The following is a 22,838-nucleotide window of genomic DNA, read 5'->3' as shown; positions in this document are numbered from 1 at the left end:
ATGACGGTATGATAAGGACTTCTTTTAATGATAATTGGACGGTAGGTTCGAGAACCAACTTCTTAGATATCGGGTATGGAAAAGAACAGCCTAAAGCAGTAGCTTTGCCACACGATGCTATGATAGAGAAGGAAAGGATCAAAGACGGCGGTAAAGGAAGTGTCGGTTTTTATCCGGAGGGTACTTACGAATACAGGAAATGTTTCTTTGTTCCGTCCGAGTATCGCGACAAACGGGTCACGATTGAATTTGAGGGCGTTTATAACCAGGCAGTGGTATATATTAATGGCGACTTTGCTAGTCAGCATCCTTACGGTTACAGCAACTTCTACGTCAAAGCCGACTCGTACCTGAAGTATGGCGTTGAGAATGAAATCAAGGTCATCGCCCATAGCAATAAGGATTCCCGATGGTATTCAGGAACAGGCATCTACCGGGATACGAAGCTGATCATCGGCAATCTGGTCCATATTTCGCTGGATGGCATAAAGGTTTCCACACCGGATATCAGTGAAGATCGCGCCGTAGCCAGTGTCGCTACGATCGTCGAGAATGAAGGAGTCAATACTGTTACGGCGCAAGTATTGACCGAGATTTTGGATGCGAACGGAAGCGTCATCGCCCGAGACGAAACGCCAGTCACGATATTTGCGGGGGATTCAGCAACACTCCGCCAACGTCTGTATGTGAAGGAGCCGAGGCTTTGGAGCGTAGAACAGCCTAATCTGTATACGTGTAGAACAACGGTGACATCCGGTGACGAGATGCTGGATGAAGAAATCACGAGCTTCGGCATTCGCTCACTGACCATTGATCCATGGAATGGACTCATTATCAATGGTGAGACTGCTAAATTACGTGGAGCATGTATCCATCACGATAATGGAGTGATCGGAGCCGCTACGATTGGTCGAGCTGAGGAGCGTCGTGTTGAAATTCTCAAAAATGCGGGATTCAACGCGCTGCGCAGCGCACATCATCCGATGAGCAAGGCACTTATCGATGCCTGTGATCGGTTGGGGATGTTGGTCATGGACGAGAGCTTCGACATGTGGACCTTTCCCAAGACTGACTTCGATTACGCACTTAACTTTCCGACTTGGTGGGAGAAAGACATTCAATTGATGGTTGATAAGAATTTCAACCATCCAAGCGTGATCATGTATTCCATCGGCAATGAAATTCCGGATACAGGTAGCCCTGCCGGTTCGACGTGGGGACGTAAAATCACGGAGAAAATACGCGCCATTGATCCTACTCGGTTGGTTACCAATTCCATTCAACTCGCGATATCCTCATGGGATGAAGTTCTGAGAAGGCTTTATAGCGGTAATCAAGACAGCAAAAAAGACACTGACCTCAATACCTTAATGAATTGGTTTCAGGAGCAAATCGACTCGACAATTACCAGTAATATAGCAGCGGAGCGTACGGCTGAGTCGTTCGCTTGCGTGGACGTTGCAGGTTATAACTATGGGCATTCACGATACGAGATGGACAAAGAGTTGTTTCCTAACCGTGTTATTGTAGGGACGGAATCCTTTCCAAATCGGATTGATGAAATTTGGAAAATCGTAAAACAAAACAGTCATGTGATCGGCGATTTTACTTGGACGGGCTGGGATTACCTTGGGGAAGCCGGGGTCGGAAGAATTGAATACGACTCAGACGGGGTTGGTCAAAGTCCAGTGCTGTATCCTTGGCTAACCGGTTGGTGCGGGGACATAGACATTATCGGAAACCGCCGTCCGATATCTTATTATCGTGAAATCGTGTTTGGCCTGCGAAAAGATCCCTATATTGCGGTTCACCGGCCTGAGCATTATGGAAAAAAAGCAAAATCGACAGCTTGGAGCTGGAGCGATTCCGTGTCCAGTTGGACGTGGAACGGCTTCGAGGAAAAATCCGTCAAGGTGGAAGTATACACGGGTGCGGATGAAGTGGAGCTTCTACTGAACGGCAGGAAGGTAGGCAAGGCGGATGCAGGGGAGGCCAACCGGTTTATCGCGATGTTCGACACCATTTATGAGTCGGGAGAGTTGGTTGCGATCGCATACTCCGGAGGAGAAGAGAGCGGCCGAATGACCTTACGCTCAGCTGTCGGAAATGTTTTTCTTAGGGCGGAGACGGATCGCACGAATATACTTGCTTCCGATAGCGATTTATCGTTTGTTATGATCAGCCTGGTAGACCAGAATGGTACCCTGTATGACACTGCAGACCGGAAAGTGGCTGTAGAAGTCGATGGCCCCGGCATTATACAAGGGTTCGGCAGCGCCAGCCCAACCCCCGAAGGGAATTTCTTTGATACGGAGTGTACTACCTTTGAAGGCAGAGCACTAGCGGTTGTACGTCCGACCGGTGTGGGCAATATCTCAGTGACAATCCGCGCAGAGGGATGTAAGTCCCAGACGGTTAACATCTATGCAAGTGAGGATCATTAAAGTGAAGTAATGTATTTTGTCCCCTTCGGACAACAAACAATAAACAATTGATTTCAACAGGATAGTTGCTCGTTCGCAGCGATCCTGTTTTTTTTGTTTGTTCAGCATGCAAGTCGTGTCTTCCCAGAATGTTTATCTAATTCAAATTTACTACTTTAGAATGAGATATGGATCTTTGTAATTCACTATATCATGCATTTATATCAACTTTTACAATAAAGTCAGAGGTCATACGTAAAGTATCTGACTACGGCAACTCGATTTGGATAGGAGTGGACTAACAGTGGCAAAAAGACTTCGGGAAGTATTAGCTGGAACAGAAGAGAATTATATTTTGCCTTTCTTTTGGCAGCATGGAGAAGAAGAATACGTACTTCGAGAAGAAATAGCCCGAATTTACAAGTCGGGAATTAAGGAAGTATGCATTGAGTCCAGACCACATCCGGACTTTCTTGGGCCGAAATGGTGGAAGGATATCGATGTGATTATGGAAGAAGCGAGAACGCGAGGCATGCGTGTATGGATTCTGGATGATGACCATTTCCCGACCGGGCATGCGGCAGGACGTTTGGAGGGAGCCGCAAGAGAACTGCGCCGTCTTTTTATTTACGAAAACCATATTGATGCGGTCGGACCGCGAAACAACTCTTCGTTCTTAATATCCACCTTGCCGTACGTACCAGGCTTTAGTAACGGAGGAACCTGTTTTGCAGTTATCGCAGTTAAGAGGGATTCTGTCACGGGTGAACTTACGGAAGAGACTGTTGATCTGACGGAGCAGGTAGAGAACGGGAAATTATTCTGGGATGTACCCGAGGGATATTGGCGGATCTTCTCACTGATCGAAACCGAACATGGCGGAGATCCAGAGAAAAAGGACTATATCAACCACCTCATTGCGGACTCCGTCCGAGTTCTGATCAACACTGTTCATGAAGCCTTCTATGAGAGGTACCCGAATGACTTTGGCAATACCTTGGCCGGATTCTTCTCCGATGAGCCGGGGTTCTATAACGACAAAGATACCTGGGACTTCAACTCCAAGCCTGGCAAGAAGGACGTTACGCTTCCATGGTGCACGGAAATGTTTGATCTGCTAGAACAGGAATTTGGTCCGGATTACAAACGGTATCTGCCTCTTCTATGGCATAAGGGCGGCGAGAGTACATCACGGATACGCTTTACGTATATGGATCTGGTGAGCAGGCTCTATGCGGAGAACTTCACTGAACAAATTGGTAACTGGTGCCGGGAGCGAGGGGTGGAGTACATCGGTCACGTACTGGAAGACAGTAATGTTCATGCCCGCCTCGGAAGCGGTGCAGGCCACTTCTACCGAGCCCTTGGAGGACAGGACATGTCCGGTCTGGATGTCGTACTCTGGCAGTTGAAGCCTGGATTTGACGATATCTCAACTAAAGGGGCAGCAGGGGAGAGTGACACGGAGTTCTTCAATTATGGTATGGCCAAGATGGCAGTGTCGTTGGCCCATCTGGATCCAAAGAAGAAAGGCCGGACTTTGGCGGAGGTATTCGGTGCTTATGGTTGGGCTGCAGGCCTGAAGCTTATGAAATGGATGACGGATCATATGCTCGTAAGGGGTGTCAACCATTTCGTGCCGCACGCCTTTTCCCCTAAGGATTACCCGGACCAGGATTGCCCACCACATTTGTATGCCAAAGGAAAAAACCCGCAATACCGTTACTATCGGCTCTTGAACCAATATACAAATCGTCTAAGCCACCTCCTTTCAGGCGGCACTCATGTGGCAACGGCGGCAGTTCTCTATCATGCCGAAGCGGAATGGTCCGGTGAATTCATGTATTTCCACAAGCCTGTTAAAGAACTGATGAGAAAACAAATCGATTGTGATGTTCTCCCTTGCGATACGATTATCAACGGAGTCAGTATGCATGACAGCAAGCTCCATGTACATGAAGAAACCTTTGATTGTCTCATTATTCCTTATAGCGAAGCACTCCCGCTCGATGTATTGTACCGAATTAATCAACTTGGGGAACAGGGACTTCCTGTCTTCTTCTTAGAGAACCTGCCAAGCCGATCGAGTGAAGGGAGAAACATTGGTGATGTGCTGGACCGTCTCACCTCGAATGATCGGGTAGAGATCGTATCTCTTCATAAGCTTGCAGACAGGTTGAAGTCGGCTGGATACTATGAAGTGCATGTGAAGGGTGATGAGCCGTACTTGCGCTGTTACCATGTCAAACATTCCGATATGAATGTCTTTATGTTCTTCAATGAACATCCCGATAAGGATATCAATACCGAAGTGGTGCTTCCGGTCACTGGTTGTGTACAGTTCTACGATGCCTATATTAATCAGGTGCTGGAAACGGAATGTGTAAAAGAAGGAGACGGCTCTCTGCTTGGGCTCAATCTGCCGAAATCAGAAACCATCATTGTGATCGCCAGACCGGCACTTGATGGGATAGAGACTGCATCCAAGCCGTTGTCAACAGGCCAACGGATGAAGGCCATCCAAGGCCCATGGAATGTATCTATCGCAACTTCCGAGCAGTATCCAGCATTCTCCCCGTGGAGAGAGTTAGACAATCTGTCGGATCTCAGCAGATCCGGGATGTTGCCTACTTTTTCAGGAACCATTCGTTATGAGAATGATTTGGATTGGTCTTCCTTATCCGGGATGCAGCCTGTATTGGATCTTGGGGAAGCATTCGAGACGGCAGAAGTATACCTGAATGATGTCTCCGCTGGCATTCGTTTATCTGCCCCTTATCGGTTTAACCTAAGTGGGTTGGTCAGGGAAGGCCGAAATAAACTTGTCATTGAGATCACCAATACGCTGGTGTTCGAAACACCGGATTTCTTCTCTCGTCTCGGGCAGTTGGATCCCAGTGGTTTGTTAGGACCTGTGCAGTTGTACAGTGAGTGACAGGCTAGTATTTCAAAATCGGAAACAACAGAGACCCACATTTAAATTCAGGAGTGATGAAAGCAATGAAGCTGCCTTACGATGTACCGCAGAGTAAGAAGATCCGATTGATCATGAACACGGATGCCAAGAATGAAGCCGATGATCAATTTGCAATTGTGCATGCCCTGCTGACACCCCGGTTTATCATCAAGGGGCTCATCGCTGCACATTTCGGTAATCTTAAATCGACCACCTCTATGCAGGATAGCTATGATGAAATTCAGAAAGTGCTTTCCCTCATGGATCTCGATGAACAGGTTCCGGTGTTCAAAGGTGCACAAGATCGTATCTCAGACGAACACACTCCGCAGCCTTCGGAAGGTGCAGAGTTAATCATTCGCGAAGCACTATCGGATGATCCAACTCCACTGTATGTCGTTTTCCTTGGACCCTTAACTGACCTGGCATCGGCTTACTTGATGGAACCCTCCATTGCGGACCGGTTGACAGCGATCTGGATCGGCGGCGGACACTGGCCGGAAGGAGGCGGGGAATTCAATCTCTACAACGACATTAATGCGGCCAATGTTGTGTTCCAAGCAAGCATAGACCTCTGGCAGGTACCGCTAACCGCCTACTCCACCATTCGTGTAACGATCGCTGAGCTGGCACTCAAGGTTAGACCTTACGGAGAAATCGGGCGTTATCTTTTCAATCAACTTGTTGAGTACAATGACTGGGTGGCAAAAATGATGCCGAACGGTGACTGGCCCAAAGGCGAGAGCTGGTGCCTCGGCGATTCTCCCGCGGTCAGTCTACTGATTGATGATCATCAATTCGGCTACGAGATGAAGCCAGCGCCACAGTTCTCGGAGGACATGTCATACCTACACAATTCGAATAGCCACCAGATTAGAGTATACCATTATGTCGATCCAAGATTTACGCTTGAAGATATGTTCGCCAAGCTGGCTCTCCAGTATGGAGTGTAGGTAAAAATATTGATTTTTACGAGGAGGAATACTAATGGAGAATAAATTAACTCATGTGATAAAAGCAAATGCTTCAACAGATACAACTTCTGGCTATGTGCCGGTTAGAGACTCTTCTGGAAAACCAATCTTTGACGGAAATCCTTCATATTTGAAGGATTTTGTAAATAACATCTTGGACAATGATCTGTGTATAGAAGATCTTATGCTCATGGCGAATCCCAGAAAAGCTGATAACAGAGCGCAAGATTCAGAGCCGCTTATTTCAATTCAAGTCGATGCAGGCTATGAGTTGCCCTTAGAAGTTAATGGAAGGGATCATGTGCAAGGTGTTTACACTGATTTCCCTGCATCTATTACGGTAGGTCAAAGCTGGAATACCGACCTTGCACATAAAATTGGAACAGTGATTGGAAATGAGAAACGCGGCTCTGTTACCAATGATCAAATAAACGAAATACTGATATGGACAGCCATTGCAGATATACGTATAAACCCTCTGGTTGGTCGTTTTGAAGAAGGTTTTGCAGAAGACCCCTTGCTAACGAGTGAAATGGCTGGTGAGTGGGCTTCAGGAGTAAGTGGAGTCAATGTTAAAGATAATGATATAACGAATGATTTTTATCTGAAAGCAGCTCTCCAAAGTAAACACTACCCGAACTATTTTTCAGAATGGTTCAGAATGACGGGAAGTTATTATATAAGCGCACGTGGAATGTATGAGTATACGTTACCACCGTTTATGAAGCAGCTTACAAATGGTTCTATTATTGGTTTTATGACTTCTTATGGCAGGACTAATGGGGTTCCCAACCCCATTTCACCGGATATAAAGCTTGCTCAGAGAATTAATCCATTCAGTACACTTATGATTACGGACTTTAATTCGCCGCATCCAATGGTTACAGGCATGGGCAACGGATTTGATACAACATATATACCTGACAATCAGCATCAAAGTGCGCTATTTGCCAAAATTGGTTCTTCCGAAGGAACCTTCATTTTTGATGGAAGTCCTGGAAGCGCAAATAAGGCCCAAAGTTTGGAAGCTTATGCTAGAGGACTGTTTGGGGTTGATACAAGCACCCTAAAGGAGGCAGTACGCCCAACCCTGGAGATGATGGTTAGAATAGGTTATTTTAACATGAAGGATGAAGAGGGTTATCCCATTGGTTATCCCTATAATCATTTAATGAAGCAACCACAAAACGAAAATACAGTCGAAAATCAGCAAATTGCACTTCAAGCGGCACATGAAGGAATTGTACTTCTTAAGAATAATAACACCCTTCCACTACAGAAAAATACGAAAGCTGCCGTAGTAGGACCTATGGCAGATGTAAGACTTAAAGGCTTTTACGCTGCTAGTACGTCGATGATAGAAGGAGCAGGTCATACAGGACTTTCGGCTATCCAGGACGTATTAGGCTCATCCAATGTTTCCGTAGATTTTGGAGAAAGGATTATCGCTTTGCAATCCATGCATAATAATACCTTTTTGACTGTCACAAAGGTAACTTCATCAGATGGATTAGTTACAACAGGAGCAACCCCAAAACCGGTTGCAGATGCCGTATATAAATATAGGTTGCCGGAGTCTGATGGATATGTAACCGATCATGAAGCATTTGCCGTTATTGATTGGGGCCAGGATGCATATAGTTTTTCTTCTTTAGCCAATGGTAAATATTTGTCCAAAGAAATCGCTTTTTGGTTTAGACCCTTGGTTAGTCCTACTGGTGGTGCATCTATTAACGCAGATAAGCCAATAGCTACGGGAGATATAAATAGTTCGGTTGATTCCGTATTTAGATATTCAACAGTTACGGAGGATGCATATCGTTCTGTGGATGGTGCTGTTTACAAGACTTTGTCTTCAACGGGTGGCGGGATCTTGGGTGATTTTGAGGTCGGCGAAAGCATGGCTGCTTATATGCGTGTTGCAGATCGTGTTACGTTTGATACACCGGTAGACACATATAGAGAAGCCAGTGATAAAAGTTCATTTGTATTTAAAGAACATATTGTGCAGCAGCCGGGAGCAAATGCAACACAGTTGGCTGATCGTAATGATTATGCGATTATATTTGTTGGCGCAAGTCCCCAGATCAACTCGGGAGAAGGCAGTGATCGTGCGTACCTTGATATGGGCAACGATATGTACACCTTGGTTGACCGTACAGCTGCAGCTTTCAAGGCAAAAGGTAAGAAAACGGTTGTTGTCATCGCTTCCAATTATCCAGTAGCCATGGAGAAGATACAGAATAACGATGATGTCGACGCTATATTGTATCAGTCTTACGGTGGTCAGTATGATGGAAAGGCTCTCGCAGATGTACTTTACGGCGAATACGCTCCAACAGGGCGTTTGACCAGTACTTGGTACAAGGATATGTCTTCCTTCCCCAAAATCAATCCGTACAATATTCCGGAAGGAAGTACAATGAGCCTGAGTGATGTTGAATCAAGGTATACCATTGACATGGATAACGGTGATCCCATAGCCACGAAAATGACTTATATGTATACAGATGCTGATGTTACTTATCCGTTTGGATATGGACTTAGTTACTCAACCTTTAGATATGATAATTTCCAGGTACCCTTGAAAGTAAATGCGAATGAAAGCTTTAGTGTACAAGTGGACGTCACAAATACGGGTACCATAGACACTTTAGAGGTTGTACAACTATATATGAGAAATAAATCCAGCAAGTACGGAGCCTTTGTGCCCAAGAAAAAGCTGGCCGCGTTTGCAAAGACTGCTTTTCCTGCCGGTCAAACACGAACAGTAACCCTATTAGTAAATCCTAAGAATTTTTCAATATGGGATATTGTCAGCCAACAAAACGTTGTTGAAACAGGTGTTTATGATGTTATGATTGGCAAATCTGCTGAGGAAATTGAGCATGAGAGAGTGCTCGCGGTTGAAGGTTCACATATCGAGAAACTCAACCTTTCCAAAGCCAAAAATGTCTGGGAGCACGCATTCGCTGGGAATAATTTGGTTTATCGCGAAGTATCCAAAGAAAGAACCATATCTTGTTCAGGTGAATACTACGCAGTCATGTCTGCTGGAATGGATTCATGGGTTGCTATCCCCAATGTTGACCTGACTCATGCAAGAGGCATTAAACTAAGAGTTGCTTCTACAAATGAAGAATCCACGATCATAATTAAACTGGGTTCATCCGATGGAGAAACCTTAGCACAATTGTCATTCTCTGAAACGCAACCTGTAACTTACAAGGTACCTAGCAATGACGGAAGTGGTGCAACTCTTCACGAATTAGGATATATCGAGATTCAATCTGATTTAATATCTCAGGTTGACAGGACTTCCGATTTGTATCTCGTATTTAATAAAGAAGATATCCGGGTTGACAGTATTCAACTGACATAATAATTATAAATTCAAAAAAAGACCGTTCGTGGAGAACGGTCTTTTTGCTGATGATTTCAGAAGGTTCTTCATGGAAAGGTCAATCAATGATTACGGAAATCTTGTGGTGTAGTTCCGAATTCCTTTTTAAAAATCTTAATAAAATGAGGGACCGCGAGGAAGCCAAGCTGACTGCTAATTTCTGACACCTTCATGTCCGTATTCTTCAGAAACTGAACCGCACGCTCCATCCGGATCCGATATATATAGTCACCTATCGTTTCATCTGTCACTGTTTTATAAACTTTGGATAAATACACAGGATGCATGCCCACATGATCGGCCGCATCTTGTATCGAAATTCCAGAGGAAAGCTGTTTTTGAATGAATGTACGAATCCGAGCTACGATTTGATCGTGTGAATCCTTTACATTGGCAACAGTTCTGTGCTTTAAGCATGCCATGTTTTTTTTAGCCCATTCGTAAATGCGTTGCTTTGAGAGATGACCCTTTTTACGAAGAAGCAGCGTTAATTCTTCATTAAGTTCTTCATTAATCTCATTGCTATCCGTTATGAAGAGTAGAGCAAACGAAGAAGAAAGGTAGAGTAATATGGAAAAAAGTTGATCTTGCGTATACTCATGGGCAGAGCTGTTAATGGATAAAATTCGATCTATCTTGGCAAGAGCCTCTTCCCAATCGCCTGAATCCAATAGGAAGGGAAACAGTGGGGGAGTTTGCATTTCAGCAAGAATTCGCTCTTGTGGAGGCTCTTGAATTATCGGCTCAAGGGTCAAAAAGAAACTCTTGTTGTGACCGATATTACGCTTGATAGCGTTCACTGATGACAGGTAGAGGCCATGCAAGCCATCGGGAAACTGACCGGGTTTGCTAACACAAATAGATAGTGAGCCCCTCAGAAACTTTTGGACATGGTTTTGTAGTTTGAGAGCCAATGATTCTACCATTTTAAGTGCCTGCTGGTCAGGACTTTTAACCAAAAATACTAAATAACCTTGTTCGGTGATACAGTGCCACAGATCGAATAGTTCCAGGAAGACTTCTTCAGCGATGTTTGTAACGGCATATTCAAGCAGTGACAGGGAATGTAGCTCATATCCGGAGAAATCTTCCTCCATTCTTATTACCATCATCAAGTAACTATCGCCTAATCGGAATGAAACACCGACAGTAGACAATCTCTCCTCAAGATATATTTGAGGAATACTTTTATTGTTTAACAAATCATTCAACAATTGGCTTCTCAATAAGGGTAAATTAGCATGCAAAGTCTGTTGGATACGATTAAGCGAACTAATATCTTTCCACTCATTTTCAATGTCTTGAATGGCTTTTTGAACCGAATGGATAAGTTCAGTAAAATTAATGGGCTTAAGTAAATAATCTAAAACTTCAAGCTTCATAGCTTTTTTGGCATATTCGAACTCGTCGTGCCCTGAAAGGATAATAACACGTACCTTGCGAGAAAAATGCTTGACACGTTCAATGAGCTCCAGGCCATCCATTTCTGGCATTCTAATGTCTGTAATAATAATATCAATTGCATGTTTAGAAGCGATGTGCAGTGCCTCTTGGGCAGAATATGCACTATGAACCACCTCGATTCCGTATTCTTCCCAAGGGATCGTCAACGATAAACTTTCAACAACCGAGGTTTCGTCATCTACAATCATCAATTGATACATATGTCATTCCTCCAGTAAATTCTTCTTAGGCCAATACAACTCGATACGTAAGCCACCATAAGGGCTCTTATCTATATTGATGCCTGCTGGCTTTTTAAAAAAGATGTCCATGCGTTGCTGAATATTCCATAATGCGCAACCCATTGTATCTACCAGCTGTTGCTTGATTTGATAAAGCAGCTCATGAATTTCGTCGGTGGTCATTCCAATTCCGTCATCATCAACGATAAGGCGATACTGTTCTCCGCTTTCGATACACTCAATTCGCACAAAAGTTGCGGCTTGTTTTTTTTCTATTCCATGGATCACACTATTCTCCACTAAGGGTTGAATAAGTAGCTTTGGCACAAGAAGTTCTTTCATTGAATCGGGAAGATGAATCTCGTAACGCAATCGAGTCATCCGTAAACACTGAATACTAAGATAATTTCCCACCACAGCCAGTTCTTTATCAAGTGTGGTTAGCGGATCATTCAGCCTGGTTGTGTAACGGAAATATTCTGCCAGATTTTCTGTCATGGCAGTGATGGCTTCTTCATTACCTAAACGGTTCATATTGTTAATGAAAAACAGACAATTATACAGAAAATGTGGATTAATTTGAGCTTGTAATTGTTTGACTTGGGCTTCTCTAGATACAATTTTTTCTTTGTAGACTTTTTCGATTAGTTCTTCAATTTGCTCTGCCATTTCATTGAAATTTTGAAATATAATATCGAATTCATTCCGACTGGATTTCTCAATACGGTGTGAAAAAGATCCTTTCTTCAAATGACGAACCCCTTTAAGTAAAGTAAGAATAGGGACCTGAACCTTTCGATAAAGAAATAAAGCATGGATTATACTAGTCAACACCAACACTAGGCAAGCCAAATAGAAAAATCTCTTGGTCTTTGTAATTGGCTGAAATGCTTGATCCAGCGGGACATAGTCTATTAAATACCATCCCAAGGTGCTCGACTTCATATAGTTGACCATATATTTTTCTTTGGCAATTAATATCTCCACACTACCTTCTTCCAAATGATCAAGCCCAGTAGATGAGAGATTATGGAGTATTTCTTCAATCCTATTGGTGTTGGATGAACCACTTTCAATGATTGGAAAATTCGGATGGTAGAAAAAGGGGTCATTATTTTCCACTTTAGCAGAATCCAGTATTTTCTGAAGATTGTTTTGTGGAAACGTCACTTCGATCGTATATCCCTCGTGGGGCCTCCTTAGAGTAAATAGGGTGTGTGCTCGGTCCAACGTCCATTGATCAAAATTATCATTAGACGGGGGGGGCTTTTGATCCGATGACGGGCTAATCCACTGGCCAATTAGTGGGGAGTATAGGGAAATATGATTATACCAACCTTCTGTGAAACTTTGGAGTTTCATTTTTTCCATGAGATCTTGAATCAAATGGTCTCTTTCATAATCGTTCATTACGTCAATAGAAGATAATAATTCCATTTTGGAATCTGTTTCCATAGCAATGCTCAGCATACTTAATTGTTGGACATTATTATCCAGATTATTCACGAGAATCCGTAATCGATTTAGATTATTGATTTGAATTTCCTCTTTAATAGTAGACATACTTGTATTTATTGTATATAAATACAGAATTGTGAGCAGAGTGGTCGAAAGTAAAATTAACACCAATGCATGAATGAAAGTTCGATATTGTGTAAACATGGCATCAAGTCCTTTACTGCATTCTCCTATTTATTTTAGCCGGATATGTATCCGTTTACAATACAACAAAACTGGAACTTAAGAATGAGATATACATCTTTGTAACCCGTTATATCGAGTGTTATTGCCAGATTATATAATTACTCTAGATTACTAGTAATTTTTAATGAATATTTATTTTTATTCAGTTGGTATAAGGAATGGTAGGAATAAGCTGCACATTTAGGAGGGTACTGCAATGCATAAAGATCTCGATATTCTTATTGCAGAAATGACATTGGAAGAAAAGGCTGGTATGTGTTCAGGTCAAGATTTTTGGACAACAAAAGCAATCGAAAGGTTGGGCATTCCGGCGATTTGGTTGGCGGACGGACCTCATGGTTTGCGGAAACAGAGCGGAGATGCAGATCATCTGGGAGTCAATGGGAGTGTACCCGCAACTTGTTTTCCTAGCGCGGTAGGACTTGCCAGCTCTTGGAATGGAGATTTGATTCATAAAGTAGGTGAAGCCCTTGGTTTAGAAAGCCAGGCGGAAGGTGTGTCTATTCTGCTGGGTCCTGGGGCAAATATAAAACGCTCACCGTTGTGTGGAAGAAATTTTGAATATTTCTCTGAAGATCCCTATCTTACTGGTGAAATGGCCGCAGCTCACATCTCCGGTGTCCAAAGTCAGGGCGTCGGAACTTCCTTGAAGCATTTTGCCGTCAATAACCAGGAACACCGCCGAATGACAACGGATGCTGTGTTGGATGAACGAACGCTTAGGGAAATCTATCTAACCGGATTCGAAATGGCAGTAAAAAAAGCTCAGCCTTGGACGGTTATGTCGGCCTATAATCAAGTCAATGGGACGTATTGCTCTGAGAATAAAGCGTTATTGTCCGGAATTTTGAGAGAAGAATGGGGGCACGAGGGCTTTGTCGTTTCCGACTGGGGTGCGGTTAATGATGCTGTGAATAGTGTTGCGGCAGGCATGAACCTAGAAATGCCTACAAGCAATGGATACAGTCAAAAGAACATCATTGATGCAGTACGGAACGGGAATTTATCACTTGAAACGCTTGATTACACAGTAAAAGAACTGTTAACAGTTATTTTCAAAGCTTCAGAAAATAAAAAAATGAATGTAGTGATCGATAAGGAAGCACATCACAGGCTAGCTCGTGAAACGGCAAGAGAGACCATGGTCTTGCTCAAAAACGAGGACCAACTCCTTCCTCTCTCAAAGCTGTCCCGGATTGCCGTTATAGGTGCTATGGCAGAGCATGTACGCTACCAAGGAGGAGGAAGTTCGCATATTAACCCAACGAAGATTGATAGCCCACTGGAAGAAATAGCGAAATCTGCCGGCGATGGATCCAAAATTCGTTTTGCGAAGGGTTATGACCAAAATTCTGACGATAATAATGAAATGTTACTGAAAGAAGCTGTTGAAATTGCAGAATTTTCGGAGTCAGCCGTAGTCTTCCTTGGACTTCCGGATGCCTATGAATCTGAAGGTTACGACCGAACACATTTAAATTTGCCAGAGAACCAGATTGAATTGATTGAACGCATAGCTGCTGTACAACCGAATATCGTGGTAGTTCTTAGTAATGGTTCTCCAGTGGTCATGCCATGGATTGGGCAGGTAAAGTCCGTTCTTGAGGCTTATTTGGGGGGACAAGCGGCAGGAGGTGCCATTGCGGATCTGCTTTACGGGGACGCGAATCCTAGTGGAAAGCTGGCAGAGACCTTCCCTATGAACTTGAAGCATAACCCTTCACATCCCTTCTTCCCTGGAGAAGGAGACCGTGTGGAATATAGAGAAGGCATATTTGTCGGGTACCGCTACTACGATGCGAAGGATATAGAACCACTCTTTCCATTCGGTTACGGGTTAAGCTACACAACTTTTGAGTATTCAGATCTTGTCATTGATAAAAAACAATTAACGGATCAAGAGAGCGTTCAAGTTAGCTTAAAAGTCAAAAATACCGGAAAACGTTATGGGAAGGAAATTGTCCAACTGTACGTTAAAGCGATTGCTTCCAAAGTTATCCGCCCGGAGAAAGAATTGAAAGGGTTTGTCAAGGTAGCGCTTGAGCCTGATGAAGAACAGATTGTATCGTTTATGTTAGATAAACGGAGCTTTGCTTATTATGACATGGAGATAAATGATTGGAATGCGGATTCAGGAGAATATGAAATAGGGATCGGATCTTCCTCGCGTAATATCCCATTGACAGCAAATCTCGTTATTGAATCTACAACCATGATCGTTCCTGTTATTCACCGTAATACAACAATGGGAGAGTTGATGGCAAATCCAAAAACAGCTCCAGTCTTTGCCCAAACGGAGGGTTTGGCGCAAAAATCGGATACTTCATCCGATGAAGTATCCCCTACAATGCTTGCAGCATTGGCAAGATACATGCCTCTCCGCTCATTATTAGCATTTGGTGTGATCACTGATGAAGCTCTTGAGTTACTTTTGGAACAACTCAACAGTGCAGTGAAGCGAAAAGAGGAGATCATTAAATAAATAAGTCTTCTAAAGAGAAGGTAACTGATAAGCTCAGCATTAGGTTTTGCTTAGAAATTTTATTATTGAGGAGGTGAAAGGTATGTGGAAAATCGGTATCGTAGGTATGGGGTACTGGTCAGAAAAACATATTAAGGCTTGGCAGTTCATTGCTGATACCGAAATAACTGGAATCTGTGATCGCCATGCTGTAGCACTCAATGACAAATCGGACAGGTTTAACATTCCGCCAGCATTCCGGTATTCGGATATCGAAACTATGCTTAAAGAAGCAGATCTGGATGTGCTGGATATAATCACGCCACCTGACACACATTTGGAACTAGTGAAACTGGCTGCTGCTGCAGGGAAACATATCATGTGTCAAAAGCCATTTGCGCGTTCCATTGAAGAAGCCGAGGAAATGGTACGAATTGCAGAAGAAGCAGGCGTACGTTTGATGGTGACAGAGAATTGGCGCTGGCTTGAACCATTCCAATTGATTAAAAAGTTGCTGGAGAAAAATACGGTGGGTAAACTGAATACGATTCGTTATATTCATACGGATTATTATTCCCCGAGATTTTCTCTGGAACAGAAACTGCCGCAACCTTTTTTCAGGGACATGCCTCATTTATTGTTCTATGAAATGGGTGTTCACTGGTTCGATACTTGGCGCTTTCTGTTCGGTGAGCCTGAGCGTCTGTATGCAGAGACCAGCAAGATAAGCACCTACACAAACGGGGAAGACAGCGGGATGGTTATGTTGGGATATAAGGATTATGTTGGTCTTATGGATATGAGCTGGGCAACCCGTCGCGAACTGAGCGAACCTTTGCCGAAGCAAACACTTCCAGATCATAAGGAACAACTCATCATCGAAGGGGATATAGCGACCATCAAGCTTTATAAAAATGGAAGATTGTCCATCATCGATAACACCGGCGTGGAGAAGGTTTATGCCGAACGAACAGAGCTAAACTACGAGGATAGTCACCGTAAACTCCAAACCCACTTTATTGAGTGTTTAAATACAGGTGCCGAGTTCCAGACCAGCGGTTCGGATAATGTAAAAACGCTTCGATTAGTATTTGATACGTATGACAGTGCGGCGAACCACAACGTTAAATTGTATGAAGAGGGGAATAATATCAGATAAGGATTCCTTCTTCTGACTGCCATTGTTCATATAGAATACGTTGGCACATTGAATGGCACTACCATAAATCCATAATTTCTTCGATCCTTCCTAGGAAGAGGCCAAGAGGTCGCCAAATTAGCGACTTCTTTTTTTCCCGTCCCAGGGCCTAAAATCCCTTTACATAATTGCAAAAATGACTTTTTAGGGTCTATGTTGTTTATCTCAAGGAACAAAAGCATTAGAAGTACACCTAAGGAAATTCCGATAAGGGAACATATCCAAGCATCTTGTTTAGCGAACGCAGTCATCCCGGAAGGATAAACAAGTAAAGTTTCGTCGACAAAATGATTAAAGTTGCAAATAAAAAAATGTGGTTTTATAATAATATCAAATGATACAATTTTATATCATTTGATATTATTATATACTTCCATACAATCTGGATATCAGTTCGCAGAGATCGATGATTGTTTAATTTTGATATAGAAGGCTGAAAGGGTGAATATGATGAGAACAGACCATACTATTAAACTGATAGTCGACAGCACTGCTGACCTATCGAACCAATGGCTACAGCAATACAATATAACTGTTGTGCCCCTTTATGTAATATTGGGTTCTCAAACTTACAAAGATAATATTGAGATAACTCCAGCAGAACTGTATCGTCGTTCTGAGGAAGAAGGGGTCATCCCTAAAACAGCAGCTCCATCTCCTTCAGACTTTTATCAAATCTTTGAAGCAGAGATTCTCGCAGGTAAACAAATTCTATATATTAGCATGTCATCCAAAGTATCTTCTTCCAATCAAAATGCACATATTGCAGCTAAAGAGTTCCCTGATGGACGGATTCATATCATTGACTCCATGCATTTATCAGCAAGTTATGCCATGTTAGCGCTTCGTGCCGCACGTGCAATAGAAATGGGTCAAACGATTGAAGAGGTGTTGGCAGATATAGAGCATGTGAGGGAAAAGGTCAAGATTGAAGTATTGGTAGATAGACTTGACTATCTGCATAAAGGAGGTCGCGTTAGTAGTATGCAGCATCTTATTGGTAATGTGCTAAGGGTGCGACCAATATTAAATATCATTAATGGAGAGGTACGGTCCGTTCAAAAGTATCGCGGCAAAATGGATAAGGCTTTGGAAAGCATTATACAAAAAATTTCAACTCAAAAAAATCAGATTTGTCCCAATCTCTTGATCATTGCTCAAACAGTTGCGGAGAAAATGACAGATAAAGTTCGAACTAGCATACTTGAGCATGCTTACTTTAAAGAAGTGATAGTTATTGAGGGTGGGTGTGTAATAGGTTCACATACTGGTCCGAACACCATTGCGATAAGCTACTTGAATTTGTGAGGGAACTGGAAAGGAGTATTGATCAACATGAAGACAGACATCTCAATCTCGCAGGCCGATCCACATTCCAATGTTGGAGCCAAACTCAATTTAATGGCAGTTGGAGATATGGCACACTCTATTGTGGGGTCAAGTAAGCAAAGCATTGCTGATGCGACATTTAGAATGCTATGGAGGTCTAAGAACAATCGATTTAGTCATGAATTTGCCTATGAAGCAAAAATGGGTGACCAATCGCTTGGAATGATAACGTGTTTACCCATTACCGTTCTGGAAAAATTGGCCTCCTCTACGGCGAAACAACTGTTTTCATACCGAAAACTAGGACTGATCACTTACAATCTGCTGCATCCAAAAGCCTTATTCACAACACTCACACTGAAGGAAGGATTCGAAGGAGAGTATCATATCGCAACTCTTGCAGCTATGCCTGAAAGCAGAGGCATGGGGATAGGCTCCCAACTCATTCAGCATGCAGAAGAGCAGGCGATTAAACAGGGGTATCCCCTAAGTTCCCTTACAGTCAAAAAAGAGAATCATCTTGCTGCCAAACTATACGCCAAACTGGGCTATGAAATTACCTCTGAAATAGTGAAACCTACTGTATCATTGTATCGAATGGTCAAAAAGCTAAACTGAAAGTCCTAATTCGGTGAGCAAAGTGCGAGCTACAGCGGTGTAAAAACCCTCAGCTTGCGCTTTTTTATGCTTTTTGACCGTTTAACGCATTTTCGGTCATGGTTTGTATAAATGTCGCATGTACGAAGAAGGAGGCTCCCCGGTTATTTTTTTGAACACTTTACTGAAATAAAAAGGGTTTTGATACCCGAGTTGTGCACTGATCTGTGAGATATTCAACGTGCTGTTCCGCATCCATTCCATAGCTTTATTTATACGAAGTCGTGTATGGACGTCCACAATCGTCTGCCCGGTATGTGCTTTGAAAGCAGCGGATAAATAACTGTAATTGAGGTTCATATACTGCGCAAGTCGACTTGAATCAAAGTTTTCTTCGGTGTGGTGCATCAAATACGTAACCACACGTCCGGCAATCGTATCCGTTTTGCCTGAACGGTAACCTTCATCCATCGCCTGTCGCAGTTCAAGAAACAGCTGACAAGCACGAAGACTAACATGTGTCATGCTGTGCGATCCTGGTGTGCGATAATCTGCAACCAAAGCCTCCAGTCTTGCAGCCAAACGCGAATGGAAATGGGATGTTCCGTGCTTTGGCAACCGAATCCAATAATTATAGTGTTCCTGACCGTAATACTCCAGTTCAGGAATAGGCGAATGTTCTCTGTACTGCTCCACCGAATCGTCAGGCATGTTGAAATGAATCCAGTACCAGCAGGTCCCCGGATCTGTCAGTGGCATCCCCCAGTGATGCAATCCACGTTTGAGAAATAGATGATGATTTTTCTGGATCACATATGTTGTTCCTTCTTCGATGACTTGCATCGAGCCGTGGGAAACATACAAAAAAACGTCATATTCCAGTACACGATCCGGGTGTGTATACAATTTGTCAGTCTGGCTCCATCCCACATCTCTGACAAGAGGAAAACGGTCTGCCTGCATATACAGATTGTGCTCCAAGATAGTTCCCCCTTTTAAACAAATAAATTATATGTAATCTGAATTTTTCTTCATTCTCCCTTTTAAAATAACATTGTAAACTAGCAGTGTCGAATAAAAAAAAGGAGGGTTATCATGAATCGAGCGCATTTCTCTGAACTACCAATTGGAAGTATCCAATTGGAAGCAGGACCACTTCACCGCCGCTTTGATTTGAACAGAACCTATGTAATGAGTCTCACCAATGAAAATTTGCTACGCAATTTTAATTTGGAAGCAGGCCTGTGGAGTTACAGTGGCAATGGAGGCACAACCAGTGTAACAATGACCTCAATGGATGGTCCCGAGCACTGGCATTGGGGATGGGAGTCTCCGACTTGTGAATTGCGAGGACACATGATGGGACATTGGTTATCCGCAGCAGCCCGTATCTATGCCCAGACTAAGGATATGGTTATCAAATCGAAAGCCGATGCGATCGTTGAAGGACTAAGTCGGTGTCAAACTGCAATTGGCACCGGCTGGCTTGCCGCTTTCCCAGAAACGTATATGTATCGGGCGGCCAAAGGCAAATGGGTATGGGCACCGCATTATACAGTGCACAAGCTGCTGATGGGCCTATTAGAAATGTACTCGTTTACGGGGAACGAGCAAGCGCTGGAAATTATCAACGGCATGGCTGAGTGGTTTGATCAATGGAGCAGTGAATTGGATCGCGAGCAAATGGATGCTCTGCTGGATATAGAGACTGGTGGCATGTTAGAGGTATGGGCGGATTTATACGGTATTACCGGAGACCCTAAACATCGTCAACTGATCGAGCGGTATGAACGAAAGAGATTTTTTGATGCATTGCTGGAGGGCCAGGATGTGCTCACAAACAAGCATGCAAATACCCAAATTCCGGAGATTCTCGGTGCAGCCAGAGCGTGGGAAGTTACAGGAGAAGCACGTTACCGTAAGGTTGTCGAGGCTTTCTGGGCATGCGCCGTTACAGATCGGGGCTATGTCGCCACAGGAGCGGGGGACGATGCCGAGCTGTGGATGCCCCGAGGTCATCTGACCCGTATGGGCGTTGGGCAGGAACATTGTGTAAATTACAACATGATGCGATTAAGTCATACGCTACTTCGGTGGACAGGAGATATCGCGTACGCTGATTATTGGGAACGAAGATTTACCAATGGCGTTCTGGCCCACCAGCATGACAGCACCGGCATGATTTCATACTTTCTAGGCATCGGAGCAGGAAGTTCCAAAAATTGGGGGACGCCTACACAACATTTCTGGTGCTGCCATGGGACATTAATTCAAGCAAATGCATCCTACACCGAAGAAATATTTATGAAAGATGAGCAAGGCATCGCCGTGCTACAATGGTTACCTGCATCCATGACGGCCACTCTTGGTGACAGCACTGTTCGTATGACGATCCGTCAGGATGGACAACAAGGTGTATACCCACTTCATGGCTGGAATGTGGAAGGAATGAGGGCCATTACAGAAGTGCATGTTCCCCCGATTCCCGAACATCGGCCGGAAAGTTTAATCTATGAAATTCAGATTACGTCTTCTCAAGATACGGCATTTCGTCTTGTATTACGCCTTCCATGGTGGGTGAAGGGGCGAGCAGAAATTGCAATAAACGGCGCTGATTTTGAAGGTGAGTGGACAGCGGCATCTTATGCAGAACTGGAACGAACATGGATGGATGGAGACATCATTCGGGTCACCCTTCCAAAATCGCTGACGATGGAGGAACTTCCAGGAGAATCAGGAACGTACGCTTTTCTGGATGGCCCCATCGTATTGGCAGGACTGGTGGGCGAAGATTGCGTTCTCCGGGGAAGAACAGCGCAACCGGAAACCTTCTTGAAACCGGATCGAGAGCGCAATCACAGTTGGTGGAACACGGGCTATTACCGGACGTGGGGAGATAATCCGCGAATCCGTTTTATTCCTTTATACGAGATCAAGGATCAGCAATACACCATCTATTTTCCGTTGAAGTCAATATCAGAAAGCTCAGCAAAAACGTAGCAACAAATACATTCTAAAGACAAGCCTCCTATCATTAAAAGTGAAACAGAGTCGTATTCTTGCCTTCACCTTAACTTGGTCACCGCTAAGCCCTATGGGGAGTGTCCAAAGAGCGTAAACGTGACTGGACGGATCAATCCATAATCTTTTAAAAGGAATCAGGCGAATATTTGTTGTGGATATCGTGCTGGCTTTTTATAAACATCTAGCGAAATATGCTTGTTATTGAACTTCTCGTCCGTACGCTTCGAATTGGGTCAGTGCCGGGAACAATGCAGGATCATCCGATTGAATCAATTCGGTAAGTCTTACCCATTCCACTACACGTTTAGACTCCAGCAAAATAGTCTGCGCTTTGCCGGATTTGACAAGAGATGCTGTATGAGAACTCCCATCGGAAAAATACAGAGTCACCTGCTTCCAATAGTTATCATGTGGATAGTCGGCTCTCAGGAACAACACAATCTGGTCAATCTCTACAAGCCGTCCAAAATGAAGTGTAAACGCTGCATCTGCTCGTTGGTTGATCCCCCATGATTCAAACGGCCATTCTCCGTGAGAATATGTTACTGTATTACCGTTGATAGCGTTTCGGGCAGCGAACACCGCCTCACCGCGAGTCTCTACATTTGCTGAAGCATGGGGGTACAACGTGGAGTTCGTATGATGATCATGTGAATTAGCCGCCAGATTCTTGTAAGCACTGACTTCTTCATTAGAGGCAACTCGAACACTCAACAGATGTAACTTACCCGTGAATGACTTGGGAGAGTAGGAGGTTTTCTTCTCATTAAAAGGAATGCTCAAGCGATACTCATTCCCGGACAGATATACAAAATCAGAATTTAAGACATCATCAAGCTGAACATATAAATAAACGTTAGCCCTGGAACTTCGGAGTAGGATGGAATCTCCTGGTTGGTACGGATGATCGTATACGAGATGAGTCTGACTTGTATCCGTATGTTCTGCAATTATGCTTCCATCTTCACTCTGAATTTTTAGTGTTAACTGAACCATAGGTAACCTCCATTTGAAAGATATAGTCTGGTCAAAGATAAATTAAACGTAGACCACTCTCAGTGTAACATGATGCCAACGCAATTAA

General features: G+C 43.6%; 14 protein-coding genes. 9 read left to right on the top strand and 5 right to left on the bottom strand.

Annotated features, from left to right (window positions below):
- The first annotated feature begins 8 nt into the window (after positions 1–8).
- The 4 genes from AC4G47_RS14565 to AC4G47_RS14550 all read left to right on the top strand — a co-directional run bounded on the left by AC4G47_RS14565 (position 9) and on the right by AC4G47_RS14550 (position 9,735).
- Positions 9–2,444, top strand: coding sequence for a glycoside hydrolase family 2 TIM barrel-domain containing protein (locus tag AC4G47_RS14565; RefSeq protein ID WP_491106508.1), 2,436 nt, complete (start codon positions 9–11; stop codon positions 2,442–2,444).
- Between the two features lie 283 nt (positions 2,445–2,727).
- On the top strand, positions 2,728–5,358 hold the full coding sequence (locus tag AC4G47_RS14560) for a glycosylhydrolase-like jelly roll fold domain-containing protein (RefSeq protein ID WP_491106507.1): 2,631 nt from the start codon (positions 2,728–2,730) through the stop codon (positions 5,356–5,358).
- A 65-nt stretch (positions 5,359–5,423) separates the two neighbouring features.
- Positions 5,424–6,332, top strand: coding sequence for a nucleoside hydrolase (locus AC4G47_RS14555; RefSeq protein WP_491106506.1), 909 nt, complete (start codon positions 5,424–5,426; stop codon positions 6,330–6,332).
- A 34-nt stretch (positions 6,333–6,366) separates the two neighbouring features.
- The gene (locus tag AC4G47_RS14550; RefSeq protein WP_491106505.1) at positions 6,367–9,735 is read left to right on the top strand and encodes a glycoside hydrolase family 3 C-terminal domain-containing protein; all 3,369 of its coding nucleotides are present in this window, start codon (positions 6,367–6,369) and stop codon (positions 9,733–9,735) included.
- A gap of 83 nt (positions 9,736–9,818) precedes the next feature.
- Here AC4G47_RS14550 and AC4G47_RS14545 read toward each other — a convergent pair whose 3' ends face one another.
- Together AC4G47_RS14545 and AC4G47_RS14540 are read right to left on the bottom strand one after the other, a co-directional pair.
- Complete coding sequence (locus tag AC4G47_RS14545; RefSeq protein ID WP_491106504.1) at positions 9,819–11,420, bottom strand: response regulator transcription factor; 1,602 nt, start codon at positions 11,418–11,420, stop codon at positions 9,819–9,821.
- A gap of 3 nt (positions 11,421–11,423) precedes the next feature.
- Entirely contained in the window at positions 11,424–13,103 is a 1,680-nt protein-coding gene (locus AC4G47_RS14540) for a sensor histidine kinase (RefSeq protein ID WP_491106503.1), read from the bottom strand.
- A 238-nt stretch (positions 13,104–13,341) separates the two neighbouring features.
- Between AC4G47_RS14540 and AC4G47_RS14535 the strand changes: the two genes are divergently transcribed.
- Positions 13,342–15,627, top strand: coding sequence for a beta-glucosidase (locus AC4G47_RS14535; RefSeq protein ID WP_491106502.1), 2,286 nt, complete (start codon positions 13,342–13,344; stop codon positions 15,625–15,627).
- Between the two features lie 82 nt (positions 15,628–15,709).
- Positions 15,710–16,765, top strand: coding sequence for a Gfo/Idh/MocA family protein (locus AC4G47_RS14530; protein ID WP_491106501.1), 1,056 nt, complete (start codon positions 15,710–15,712; stop codon positions 16,763–16,765).
- A gap of 26 nt (positions 16,766–16,791) precedes the next feature.
- Here AC4G47_RS14530 and AC4G47_RS14525 read toward each other — a convergent pair whose 3' ends face one another.
- On the bottom strand, positions 16,792–17,109 hold the full coding sequence (locus AC4G47_RS14525; RefSeq protein WP_491106712.1) for a hypothetical protein: 318 nt from the start codon (positions 17,107–17,109) through the stop codon (positions 16,792–16,794).
- A 142-nt stretch (positions 17,110–17,251) separates the two neighbouring features.
- Here AC4G47_RS14525 and AC4G47_RS14520 point away from each other — a divergent pair, with 142 nt between their 5' ends.
- Entirely contained in the window at positions 17,252–18,112 is an 861-nt protein-coding gene (locus AC4G47_RS14520; RefSeq protein WP_491106711.1) for a DegV family protein, read from the top strand.
- A 27-nt stretch (positions 18,113–18,139) separates the two neighbouring features.
- Entirely contained in the window at positions 18,140–18,751 is a 612-nt protein-coding gene (locus AC4G47_RS14515; RefSeq protein ID WP_491106500.1) for a GNAT family N-acetyltransferase, read from the top strand.
- A gap of 96 nt (positions 18,752–18,847) precedes the next feature.
- Here AC4G47_RS14515 and AC4G47_RS14510 read toward each other — a convergent pair whose 3' ends face one another.
- A complete protein-coding gene (locus AC4G47_RS14510; RefSeq protein WP_491106499.1) occupies positions 18,848–19,711 on the bottom strand; it encodes an AraC family transcriptional regulator in 864 nt (287 codons plus the stop codon).
- A 114-nt stretch (positions 19,712–19,825) separates the two neighbouring features.
- Here AC4G47_RS14510 and AC4G47_RS14505 point away from each other — a divergent pair, with 114 nt between their 5' ends.
- Positions 19,826–21,730 (top strand): beta-L-arabinofuranosidase domain-containing protein, encoded by a 1,905-nt coding sequence (locus AC4G47_RS14505; RefSeq protein ID WP_491106498.1) that lies wholly within the window; start codon positions 19,826–19,828, stop codon positions 21,728–21,730.
- Between the two features lie 222 nt (positions 21,731–21,952).
- Here AC4G47_RS14505 and AC4G47_RS14500 read toward each other — a convergent pair whose 3' ends face one another.
- A complete protein-coding gene (locus AC4G47_RS14500) occupies positions 21,953–22,750 on the bottom strand; it encodes a DUF7402 domain-containing protein (protein WP_491106497.1) in 798 nt (265 codons plus the stop codon).
- Positions 22,751–22,838: the final 88 nt, after the last annotated feature.

It is taken from the genome of Paenibacillus sp. Negev47 (genome assembly GCF_058313655.1).
Note: the sequence above shows the minus strand (reverse complement) of the source record. Positions and strands in the feature narration are given on the sequence as shown.